The sequence below is a fragment of the Thiocapsa sp. UBA6158 genome (assembly GCF_002423035.1).
Classification (GTDB): Bacteria; Pseudomonadota; Gammaproteobacteria; order Chromatiales; family Chromatiaceae; genus Thiocapsa.
On sequence record NZ_DIUM01000007.1, the window covers coordinates 1 to 11,740 of the forward strand.

Here is an 11,740-nt window from a genome sequence, read left to right on the forward strand (position 1 = left end):
CGGTCTTGTCCGAGCAGATCACGGTAACCGACCCCAAGGTTTCCACCGCAGGCAGGCGCCGCACGATCGCCCTCTCGCGGGCCATGATGCGGGTGCCGATCGCAAGGGTGATGGTCACGATGGCGGGAAGCCCCTCGGGGATGGCCGCGACCGCGAGGCCCACGACGGCAAGAAAGATATCCGCCGGCGGCATCGCCACGATCCAATGGCCGTAGGCATAGGTCAGTGCGCCGAGGGCGAGGATGAAGAGCGTGATCTGGCGTGCGAACTGCTCGAGCCGACGCGTCAAGGGTGTCGCCAGACTGGTGACCCCCGCGACCATCGCCCCGATGCGTCCGATCTCGGTGGCTGCACCGGTGGCGACGACGATCCCGCGTCCCTGGCCGTAGCTCACCACGGTGCCCGAGTAGGCCATATCCGTGCGATCGCCGGTGGAGGCATCCGCATCGACCGGCTCGGTCTGCTTTTCGGCGGGGACGGATTCGCCGGTCAAGGCGGCCTCGTTCACCCGCAGGTTTTTGACGCGCAGGAGCCGCAGATCGGCCGGCACGCGGGCACCCGAGTCGAGGACGACGATATCTCCGGGTACCAGCTCTTCGGCATCGATCTCGCGCCGGCTGCCGTCGCGCAGCACGGTGGCCCGACTCGCCAGCATGGCGCGCACCGCCTCGAGTGCCTGCTCGGCCTTGCCCTCCTGGACGAATCCGATGAGCGCGTTGATGATGACCACGGCCAGGATGACCGCCGCATCGGCGTAATAATCCAAGAGAAAGGTCACGACGGACGCGACCAGGAGGACGTAGATCAGTGGATTGTGAAATTGCAGGAGAAGCCGCATGAGCGGCCCGCGGCGCTTGGGTTCGGGCAGCCGATTGGGTCCGTACTCGGCGAGCCGCCGCATGGCCTCCTCGCTCGCGAGACCTTGGGACTCGCTGGTCTCGAGCCGGTCGACGACCGCCGCTGCCGGCTGCGCATGCCAGCGCTCGGCGGATGGATTGATCGACTTGCCTGGATCCTCTGTCATAGTTGCTCTCTCCGCAGCCGCGGGCCTCGGCCGACGACGGTCATGGTCCGTGCAAATACGCCTTGCTTGCGAGACGCGGTACGGAACAATGGGGCAATCCCCGGGGAAATTGGTTCCCTCGGCCCGGAGACCGCCTACCTTTAGAGTCCGACCCTTTCGAGTAATCCGAACCTCGCAGCAATCCTGCGCGGCCGTCGCGGCGATCGCGAGGGCCTGTGCCGGAAAGGATCGTACGTCATGCCCCCGGCAGCGCATCGATCCGATGCCTGATTGCTTGATTGCCTGATGAAAATCACAGCACGAGCGCAAGCGCAAGGCTACGATTCGGCGTTATTGCGACTGGCCTCAGGACACCGAAGGGTCGCCCCGGATCCCCCACCGGGTCGATCGGGGCCGTCATGCCGAACCGGCGTACGCCGGGGCGTCCGCGACCCGGCCCCGCAGAAGCCATAGGAACCCATCATGTCGAAGGTGATCGAAGCCGAGCAGCCGCATGGCGCGCACGGACGCACGGGCCAGTTCCACGGCTATGTGGTGGCCATCGGCGCCTCCGCCGGGGGTCTCGATGCCTTGGAGCGATTCTTTCAGTCCTTGCCGACCGATCTGGGCGCCGCTTACGTGGTGATCCAGCATCTCTCGCCGGATCACAAGAGCATGATGGCCAATCTGCTCGGCCGACACACCCAGATGCCGGTGGTGACGGTCGAGCACGACATGCGCATCGAGCCCGACCGGGTCCATCTGATCCCGCCGGCCAGCATGATGAGCGTTTCGGGCGACGCCCTGCGCCTGACGCCGAAGAACCCGCGCGGACTCACCCTGCCGATCGACCTCTTCTTCACCTCGGTGGCCAAGGAGTTCGGCAAACAGGCCATCGGAGTGGTGCTCTCCGGCACCGGATCGGACGGTACACGCGGCTCGGTCGCCATTAACGACGCCGGCGGTCTGCTGCTCGCCCAGGAGCCGGAGTCGGCCAAATTCGACGGCATGCCGCGCAGCGCGATCGCCACCGGCCTGGTCGACGCCATCCTGCCGCCGGACGCCTTGGGTCCGCGCATCGTCGAGCACATCCATCAGATTCCTCGTGCCAAGGTCCAACCCGACGGGCGTGCCCCGGGCATCGACAAGGACGACGCCTTCGAGGAGGCGATGCACCTGTTGCAGCATCAGGGCGGCATCAACTTCCGGGAATACAAACCAGCCACCGTAATGCGCAGGATCGAGAGGCGCATGCAGGTCCGTCATACTCCGGATCTGGCCAACTATGTCCGGCTGCTCGACAACGATCGGGGGGAGCTGGCGGTGTTGCGCCGCGAGATGCTGATCCCGGTGACCAGCTTCTTCCGCGACCCGGAGACCTTCGACATCCTGGCCGAGACGGTCGTGAAGACGATCGTCGCCGAGCGGGGCGAAAACCAACCGATTCGGGCCTGGGTAGCGGGCGCCTCCACCGGGGAGGAGGCGTACAGCCTGGCGATCCTGTTCGCCGAGGCATTCGACCGCGCGCGGCGCTGGCCGAACTTCAAGCTCTTCGCGACCGACGTAGAGCAGCAAAACGTCGAGGTCGGGGGTGCCGGGGTCTTCTCCGAGGCGATCACGGCGGAGCTCTCTCCGGAACGGCTCGAGCGCTTCTTCTACAAGCGCGGCAACCACTTCGTCGTGAAAAACGAGATCCGCCAAAGTATCGTCTTCGCCAAGCACAATCTGCTCGAAGACCCGCCCTTTACGCGGATGGATCTGGTCTCGTGCCGCAACCTCCTGATCTATTTCCGCACTCAGGCCCAGGAGCGCGCGCTGCGTCGAATCCAGTATGCGTTGGCCCCGGGCGGCTTCCTCTTTCTGGGTCCGAGCGAGACCCTGGCGGAGCTTCAGTCGGATTTCACCGCCGTCAGCTCCAAGCACAAGATCTACCGGATCCTGCGCCATGTATCGCTGCCGCTGGATCTGGCGAACACGCCGCTCGCAACGCGCGCGACCGACATACCCGGGCGGCGACTCGGACGACGCGGTCATCGGCTCGCCAGCGATGCCGCGGTGATCGATGCCGGACAATCCATGCTGCTGCGCGGTTATGCGCCGGCCAGCCTCCTGCTGAGTAATCGTTTCGAGCTGCTCCACGTCTTCGGCGAGGTCGGCGACTATCTGCGTATTGCCGAGGGCAACGCGACCCTGGATGTCGCCAAACTGCTCGCGGCACCCCTCGCTGCGGTCGCCCAAGCATTGCTGCACAAGGCTATGCGAAGCGCCGCGCCCTTGCGCTCCGACATCCTGACGATCGGACTCGCGAACGGGGTCTCACGCCGGTTGCGCTTAGTGGTGCGGCCGTTCGACGTGATTCAGGGCGAATCGCACCTGCTGCTCTCCTTCGAGCCCGAGCCGGAACTCGAGCAGGTTCCGCGGCCGCGCGCGAGCACGAGCGGCATGGAAACCATCAATGTCGATCGTGAGACGCTCCAACGCATGGAGACGCTCGAACGCGAGCTCAACGCGACCCGCGAAAGTCTTCAGGCGACGATCGAGGAGCTGGAGACCGCAAACGAAGAGCTGCAGGCCACCAACGAGGAGCTGATGGCCTCCAACGAGGAGCTGCAAAGCTCCAACGAAGAGCTTCAATCGGTCAACGAAGAGCTTTACACGGTCAACGCCGAGAATCAGGAAAAGATCGAGATCCTCAATCGACTCAATGCCGACCTCGACAGCATGGCCAAGGCCGCCGCCATCGCCACCGTCTTTGTCGATTCATCGCTGCGCCTGACCCGCTTTACGCCCGAGGCGACCAGTCTGTTCAAGATTCGCAACGGGGATCTCGGGCGGCCCATCGACGATTTCGCGAACCTGCTGCAGTCTCCGTCCTTCATCGACGAGCTGCAGCGTACCGTCGACAGCGGAGAGATGCTCCAGCGCGAGATCCATGCGGCGAACGGGCGCGTCTATCTCGCACGCGTCCTGCCCTACGCGGTGCGACCCGGCGACGCGCGCGGTGCGGTGGCCACCTTCGTCGATATCACCACGCTCTACGATGTCGAGCGCATGCAGGCGGTGCTGGACTCGCTGCCGGAGCATGTCGCCGTGCTCGATCCGAACGGCGTCATCACGCTGGTGAACCGCGCCTGGCGCGAGTTTGCCGCCGCCAACGGTGACCCCGACCTGAAGGTCTCGGGTGTCGGATCGAACTATCTCACTGCCTGCGACGGCGGCGCGGGCGGCGACAGCCCCGGGGGGCGGACCGCACTGGAAGGCATCCGCGCGGTGCTGGCGGGGCACCGCTCGGCGTTCTCGATGGAGTACCCCTGCCACTCTCCGCAGGAACGACGCTGGTTCTCCATGCACGTCGCGCCGATTCGACACCCCGGCGGCGGCGTGATCGTCAGCCACATCAATGTCAGTCAGTGGTCCGACGCCGGCAACGAAGGCTAGCGGCGTGTCGATGGCAGCCGATCAGCCGGGAACCGACCCCGGCAACCCGATCGCGCTGGCGGATCCGCCAGCGCGATGTCTTTGCGTCTTGGATCGAGCATTCCTGTACCCCCGTCTTCAGGGCCGCGAGATCTTTCTCGGCCTGAGTATCGGCATCGGCATCGATCCGCTCGACGGAATCGATACCGACACCCTGATCCGACATGCCGACATCGCCATGTATCGCGCCAAGGCGGCCGGCCGCAACGGGTTCAGCTGGTTGCCCGGGATCGAGGCGGATTTCGGGTGCCCCGGCTCGCGATCAATCTCTCCGGGCATCGGATTCAGAGCGACGGCCTCTTGGAGCAGATCCAATCGATCCTGAGTTGCTGATTCGCGAAGGCTGCGACGAGGCGCAGGGTGATTTCTTCGGCTTAGACTCGATCACCCGCGCCGCTCGGCGCCTGCATCCCGTCACCGGCATCGCAGACCGAGAAGACCGATCCCCCCGTCACCGTAAGCCAAAGCGACTCCCCGTTCTTGCGCTTCATATCCAGTACCAGGTTCCGCGGCAATTGCCGGACATGCCGGGTCATGACATCCATGACCCAGCCATGGGTCATGGCGAGGACGCGCTCCCCGGGATGCCGTCGTGCAATCTCGTGCAGGGCCGCGACGACCCGATCGGCGAACTGATCCGGCAGCTCCCCTTCGTCGAAACGACACGCAGGATCCCTGCGGATGATGTCTGCATGTAGGCCGGGATGCAGTACGGACAGATCTTGCTTGGTCATCCCTTGAACACGACCGAAATGCCGTTCCTTGAGACCTTCCGAGCAGATCGGCGCGGGTAGCCCCAAGACCTCGGCGACGATCCGCGCGGTCTCCGACGCCCTGCTCAGCGGACTCGTCCAAACAATTGAAAAGCCGGAGTCCTTGAAAGTTTCGGCCATCTCGAAGGCCTGTTTTCGGCCGGTGTCGTTGAGCGGGACATCGATCCATCCCTGCAAAATCCCCGTGATGTTCCAGTCGGTTTCCCCGTGACGGGTCACGCAGATCGTCGTCGGGATGTGCGCGGAATTCGTGTCGGTCATGAGGGTCATATCGGGTGGCCAGCAGGATTCCAATCTAGGCGGGTCGGCGTCCTTATGTTATACCGAGCGCGCTCGGTATTGGCCCGGCGCCGAAGGCGTCGGGCGTTCGACGGCATCGACACACGAGACAGGGGACGATGGGATGAGCGAGAACATCAATCTGGTGCAGCGCCGCCGTGCGCAGCTTCAGAGCGCGGTCGGCGATCTGGGAAAACTGGTGATCGACGCCTTGAACCAATCCGTGACCTGCCTGAGCGGACATGACCTCGGGCTGGCCGATCGCATCATCGCAGGAGACGCGCACATCAATCAGCAGCGGCGCGTGCTCGAGCAGGAATGCCTGGTGACGCTGGCGGCCTACAAGCCGGCCGGTGCGGATCTGCGTGCCATCGGCGCCTGTATGGAGCTCGTCTCGGAGCTCGAGCGCATCGGCGATTATGCCGCGGATGTCGCACGTATCCTGCAAAGAGCCGGGGAGACGCGGTTCCCGAACGAATCGGTCGAGGCCATCATCGAGGTCGCCGCGGATGCGATCGCCATGCTCGGCGAGGCACTGGACGCCTTCACCTGCGGAAGCGACGAACAGAGCGCACGGGCGAGTGTCGCGCGCGAGGATCAGGTCGATCGCAACGAGCAAGCCGTCACCGAGCGGGTGCTGGCGATGATGCGTGCCGATCCGAATTTTGCCGCGAACGGGACCTATCTGCTATGGATCGTGCACAACTACGAGCGAGTCGCGGATCGGGCGACCAACGTCGCCGAGCGGGCGGTTTACGTTGCCTCCGGCGAGACGCTCGAGCTGGGGTAGCTGCACGAAGGGGACTCGACGAAGCCACGTCCGGCGACCGACGCCGGCCGTGGAGTTCACTTGACCGGGATCGTCATCGCATCCTTGCCGTTGCGTTTGAGTAGATCGCGAACCTTGTCGAGGGCAGCCTGATCGGCATAGGGGCCGGTGCGGACACGATGATAGGTCTCGCCGCTCGGGATAGTCGCCACCTCGACGCGACTGGAGATGCCGAGGAGCGCAAGCTCCGCCTTCAGTCGCTCGGCATCGCTCGCGCGTCTGAAGGATCCCACCTGAACCAGGAAGCCCTTGCCGGTCGTCGAGGTCGGCACGGCCGGGGCCGTAACCGCCGCGGGCTGCACCGTCTCGACTGCGGGCCGCGGCTCGGGACGCGGGGCGGCCGGCGGCGGAGGCGGAGGCGGCGCGATGTCGACCTCGGTATCGCGCAACAGGTTGGGAAACTCGAAGCTCGGAGGCGCGGCCGCCGGCCGTTCGACCTTGACGGGCGCGGCTGCGGGCAGCGTCTGCATGGCGTCCGGGTTCTGGGTCCAATAGAGACCGACCCCGAAGGCGCCCAGCATGCCGCCGAGCAGGAACGACCACAGACACGAATGACCCTGTTTGCCGCGCCGCGGCGTCGCCCGCGCGAGGCTGGCCCGCCGATAATCAGTGCTCATCTCACATGGCCTCAGGGGCGGAGACGCCGAGCAGACCCAACCCGTTGCGCAGCACCTCGCGCACCGCCAGGATCAGCTTGATCCGTGCGTCGCGCAGGGCCGCGTCGGCGACCAGGAACTGGTGGGCGTTGTAGTAGGTGTGAAGCTCGTTCGCCAGCTCGCGCAGATAATGGGTCAGCAGATGCGGCTCGGCCTTGAGCGCCGCGGCCTCGACCACCTCCGGGTAGCGCGCCAGGGTACGTTGCAGCGCCAGCTCGTGCGACTCGGCCAGTCGCTCCAGATTCTCGACACCCGGACTCGGCTCCACCGGCATCCCCTTTTCCGCGGCCTGCCGCAACACGCTGCACACCCTCGCGTGGGCATATTGCACGTAGTAGACCGGATTGTCGGAGGACTCGGATTTGGCCAGATCCAGGTCGAAATCCAGATGCTGCTCGCAACGGCGCATGACGTAGAAGAAGCGCGCGGCATCGCGCCCGACCTCCTTGCGCAACTGGCGCAGGGTCACGAACTCTCCCGAGCGGGTCGACATCTGCGCCTTCTCGCCGCCGCGATAGAGGATCGCGAACTGGACCAGGAGCACCTCGAGCCGCTCGACGTCGTCGCCCATCGCCTGGAGCGCCGCCTTCACGCGCGGCACATAACCGTGGTGATCCGCACCCCAGATGTCGATGACACGCTCGAAGCCGCGCTCGAGCTTATCCATGTGATAGGCGATGTCGGAAGCGAAATAGGTGCTCTGACCGTTCTCGCGCACCACCACCCGATCCTTCTCGTCGCCGAAGGCACTGGAACGAAACCAGAGTGCACCATTGCGCTCGTAGACGTGACCGGCCTCGCGCAGACGCTCGATCGCCCGGGTGACGGCGCCGCTCTCGGCGAGCGTGCGCTCGGAATACCACTCCTGATACTCGACGCCAAACTGAGCCAGGTCCTCGCGGATATCGTCGAGGATGGTGTTCAGCCCCAGCTCGAAGACGTAGCGGTAGCGGTTGTCGCCCAGCAGATGCTTGGCGGCGGCGATGACCCCGTCGATATGGGCCTCTTTGTCGCCACCGTCCTGTGCGTCGGGCAACGCATCGGGCGGCAGACCGGCAAAGACCGTGGCGGCATCCACCCGATAGGCGTCGCCGTGCTCGCGATGCAGCGTCGCGGCGATGTCCCAGACATAGTCGCCCTTGTAGCCGTTGCTCGGAAAGGTCAGCTCCTCGCCGCACAGCTCGAGATATCTCAGCCAGACGGAGCTTGCGAGGATATCCATCTGCCGCCCGGCGTCGTTGACGTAATACTCGCNNCGGCCCGGTCGGATTGGCCGAGACGAACTCGACCTGCACGCGCCGCCCGGCGCCGATTCGGCTGAGCCCGAAGGCGGGGCCTGCGCTCAGGATCTCGGGGACGAGCCGGCGATAGGCGTCCTCGGCGAGAAAGAAATTGATGAAGCCGGGCCCGGCGATCTCCACGCGCGCGATCAGCGGAGAGGCAGGCAAGGCATCCACCAAGCGTTGCGCGACCTCGCGCGGCTTGGCGCCGAGACGCTTGGAGAGCACCAACGCGATGTTGGTTGCGAAATCGCCGTGAGCCGTGTCCTTGGTGCGATCCACTTGGGGCGCGGGCAGAGCGTCGGCGTCGGCCGTCGGCGCCTCGACGAGGCTCGCGAGGGCCGTGCGGATCAGATCGGTGATGGCCTGTTTCATAGGGACTTCATTGGGATATCGGTCGGATCTGCAGGCGAAAAAGCCGGCAAGGCAGGTGGCGTACCGCGAGGGGACGCGCCGTCGGGACGATAGAATAACCGAATCCGACCCGCGGAGGGATCGACCGAGCAAGCCTTGTTCGCAAGACCGGTCGGTAGGGTGGGCGAGCGAGAGCGAAGTCCACCGTGGCATGCACCGACGTCGTTGGACTGCGCTGCGCTTGTCATGGACAACCCCGACGATGCGAGCGCCGGAACGCACCAGGCTTAAACCGCGCCCAAAGCGAGATACTGATTTTCGCGTGAGCTCGACGTTTGGTTCATCCACAGCCCTTAGCGGAGACGCGGTTTAAAACAAAAAATACCGCTGAGCAAGCGGCAGCACCGCGGCGGGCTCACAGGTCAACAGCTGAGCGTCGGCACGCACCTGATAGGTCTGCGGATCCACCTCGATGGTCGGCTGATAGTCGTTGTGGATCATGTTGCACTTGCGCACCAGTCGACTGTCGCGCGTCACCCCGACCAGACGCTTGAGATCCAGACGCTGCGGCTCACCCGCCTCCAAGGCCCATTGCGAGAGGAAGGTCATGCAGGTCGCGCTCAAGGCACCGCCGAAGGCACCGAACATCGGCCGATAGTGGACCGGCTGGGGTGTGGGAATCGATGCATTCGGGTCGCCCATCGCGGCCGCGGCGATCAGCCCACCCTTGATGATGAGACTGGGTTTGGCCCCGAAGAAGGCGGGCCGCCAGAGCACCAGATCCGCGAGCTTGCCGACCTCCACCGAGCCGACCTCATGCGCGATGCCGTGCGTGATCGCCGGGTTGATGGTGTACTTGGCGATGTAGCGCTTGGCCCGGAAGTTGTCGTGCTCGGCGGGATCGCCGGCGAGCGAGCCGCGTTGGACCTTCATCTTGTGCGCGGTCTGCCAGGTCCGGCAGATGACCTCGCCGACCCGGCCCATCGCCTGGGAGTCCGACGAGATCATCGAGAAGGCACCGAGATCATGCAGGATGTCCTCGGCCGCGATGGTCTCGCGACGGATGCGCGACTCGGCAAAGGCGACATCCTCCGGGATCGACGGGGACAGGTGATGGCAGACCATCAGCATGTCGAGATGCTCGTCGACCGTGTTGACCGTATAGGGTCGGGTCGGATTGGTCGAAGACGGCAGGACATTCGGCAGGCCCGCGGCCTTGATGATGTCCGGGGCATGGCCGCCGCCCGCGCCCTCGGTGTGATACGTATGGATGCAGCGATCCTTGAAGGCGGCGATGGTGTCCTCGACGAAGCCGGACTCGTTGAGCGTGTCGGTGTGGATCGCGACCTGCACGTCCATCTTCTCGGCAACACCCAGACAGCAGTCGATCGCGGCCGGTGTGGTGCCCCAATCCTCATGCAGCTTCAGCCCCATGGCACCGGCGCGCACCTGCTCTTCCAAGGCGTTCGGCAGACTGCTGTTGCCCTTGCCGAGAAACCCCAGATTGACCGGCAGGGCCTCGGCGGCCTGGAGCATGCGTCGGATGTTCCAGGGTCCGGGCGTGCAGGTGGTGGCGTTGGTGCCGGTCGCCGGACCCGTGCCGCCGCCCAGCATCGTCGTCACGCCGGACATCAGCGCCTCTTCGATCTGCTGAGGGCAGATGAAGTGGATATGGGCGTCGATGCCGCCTGCGGTGATGATCTGCCCCTCGCCGGCAATGACCTCGGTTCCCGGCCCGATCAGGATGTCCACGCCGGCCTGAGTGTCCGGATTACCGGACTTGCCGATCCCGGCGATGCGGCCCTTTTTGATCCCGATATCGGCCTTCACAATGCCCCAATGATCCAGGATCAGTGCATTGGTGATGACCAGATCAACCACCTCGTCGGCCTGACGCTGGCTCTGACCCATGCCGTCGCGGATGACCTTGCCGCCGCCGAATGTCACCTCGTCGCCGTAACAGGTGCGATCCTCCTCGACCTGGATGAAGAGCTCGGTGTCGCCCAGACGCACCCGATCACCGACGGTCGGACCGTACATGGAGGCATAAGCCGTCCTGCTGATCTTGCTCATGACTGATCTCCGTCGAGCGCGCCCATGACTTGGGCGTTGAAGCCATAGACGACGCGCTCGCCGGCATAGGGCACCAGGGTCACGGTGCGGGACTGACCGGGCTCGAAGCGCACCGCCGTGCCGGCGGGGATGTCGAGCCGACAGCCTCGGGTCTGCTCTCGATCGAAGGCGAGTGCTGCGTTGGTCTCGTAGAAGTGATAGTGCGAGCCGACCTGGATCGGACGGTCGCCGGTGTTGGCGACCTTGAGGGTCAGTGCGGGTCGGCCGGCGTTCAGCTCGATATCGCCCGGAACCGTGATGATCTCACCTGGAATCATGGGCCTACTCCTGACTCAACCGCGCCCGGCGCGGTATGCGATGTTTTTGGATGGGATCGGCCCCGGCAGACTTGAAGACCGTTGGAGTCGGCGCGGTTTAGGACATTAAAAATATCAAATCCGAAAAACACATGAACCGCGTCAACGACGACGGCAGCGAGTCGCCTCAAGATCGATCCCGAGCCCGGACAAGCCATGTCCTACCGGACGCGGCTCGTCAGCCGATCGGATCGTGGACGGTGACCAGCTTAGTCCCGTCCGGGAAGGTCGCCTCGACCTGGATGTCGTCGATCATCTCGGGGATGCCATCCATCACGTCCTCGCGGCTCAAGAGGGTCCGCCCGTAGTCCATCAGCTCGGCCACGGTGCGGCCGTCGCGCGCGCCCTCCAGGATCGCGCAACTGATGTAGGCGATCGCCTCGGGATAATTCAGCCGCACGCCCCTCGCCTTGCGGCGCTCGGCGAGCAGTCCGGCCGTAAAAAGCAGCAGCTTATCCTTCTCTCGGGGGCTAAGGTCCATGGTGGGCTCCTGATCGTCGCTGTCCGGATACGCAATGATAGCCCGACAGTGGAGTGAATCCGCGGATGAAGCACGCAACGCGCTCATCGGCCGCCATCACGGCCCGCTCGGTCCAACCGGCATGGTCGCGGATTCAGCGCAACATAATCAATTCATTTGGTGATTAGCGTCGTTCCTCA

The 11,740-nt window shown here is 64.8% G+C and carries 9 protein-coding genes and 1 pseudogene; 3 read left to right on the forward strand and 7 right to left on the reverse strand.

All coding sequences use genetic code 11. The features are described 5' to 3' along the window. Positions 1–1,024, reverse strand: a 1,024-nt coding sequence (locus B4N44_RS01220; RefSeq protein ID WP_296695968.1) for a cation-translocating P-type ATPase, incomplete at its 3' end; no start/stop codon positions are given. A 462-nt stretch (positions 1,025–1,486) separates the two neighbouring features. Between B4N44_RS01220 and B4N44_RS01225 the strand changes: the two genes are divergently transcribed. Together B4N44_RS01225 and B4N44_RS01230 are read left to right on the forward strand one after the other, a co-directional pair. Next, positions 1,487–4,441: a chemotaxis protein CheB gene (locus B4N44_RS01225; RefSeq protein WP_296695971.1), complete on the forward strand. Its 2,955-nt coding sequence runs from the start codon at positions 1,487–1,489 to the stop codon at positions 4,439–4,441. Positions 4,442–4,529: 88 nt separating this feature from the next. Further along, positions 4,530–4,805 (forward strand): diguanylate cyclase domain-containing protein, encoded by a 276-nt coding sequence (locus tag B4N44_RS01230; protein ID WP_296695973.1) that lies wholly within the window; start codon positions 4,530–4,532, stop codon positions 4,803–4,805. 49 nt (positions 4,806–4,854) lie between these two features. Here the strand turns inward: B4N44_RS01230 and B4N44_RS01235 are convergent, their stop codons facing one another. Beyond that, a complete protein-coding gene (locus B4N44_RS01235; RefSeq protein ID WP_296695976.1) occupies positions 4,855–5,514 on the reverse strand; it encodes a histidine phosphatase family protein in 660 nt (219 codons plus the stop codon). 142 nt (positions 5,515–5,656) lie between these two features. Here B4N44_RS01235 and phoU point away from each other — a divergent pair, with 142 nt between their 5' ends. Further along, on the forward strand, positions 5,657–6,322 hold the full coding sequence (gene phoU / locus B4N44_RS01240; protein ID WP_296695978.1) for a phosphate signaling complex protein PhoU: 666 nt from the start codon (positions 5,657–5,659) through the stop codon (positions 6,320–6,322). 56 nt (positions 6,323–6,378) lie between these two features. On the opposite strand, the gene B4N44_RS01245 is transcribed toward phoU, so the two are convergent. From B4N44_RS01245 to ureA, 5 genes and pseudogenes are all read right to left on the reverse strand, one after another. Beyond that, positions 6,379–6,978, reverse strand: a complete 600-nt coding sequence (locus B4N44_RS01245; RefSeq protein WP_296695981.1) for an SPOR domain-containing protein — start codon at positions 6,976–6,978, stop codon at positions 6,379–6,381. 1 nt (position 6,979) lies between these two features. Beyond that, positions 6,980–8,672: pseudogene (gene argS / locus B4N44_RS01250) on the reverse strand (arginine--tRNA ligase). 348 nt (positions 8,673–9,020) lie between these two features. After that, positions 9,021–10,724 (reverse strand): urease subunit alpha, encoded by a 1,704-nt coding sequence (ureC, locus tag B4N44_RS01255; RefSeq protein ID WP_296695984.1) that lies wholly within the window; start codon positions 10,722–10,724, stop codon positions 9,021–9,023. Then, entirely contained in the window at positions 10,721–11,041 is a 321-nt protein-coding gene (locus B4N44_RS01260; protein ID WP_296695987.1) for an urease subunit beta, read from the reverse strand. The genes ureC and B4N44_RS01260 overlap by 4 nt, the downstream gene beginning before the upstream one ends. A gap of 217 nt (positions 11,042–11,258) precedes the next feature. Further along, complete coding sequence (gene ureA, locus B4N44_RS01265) at positions 11,259–11,561, reverse strand: urease subunit gamma (protein WP_296695988.1); 303 nt, start codon at positions 11,559–11,561, stop codon at positions 11,259–11,261. Between the last annotated feature and the right edge of the window lie 179 nt (positions 11,562–11,740).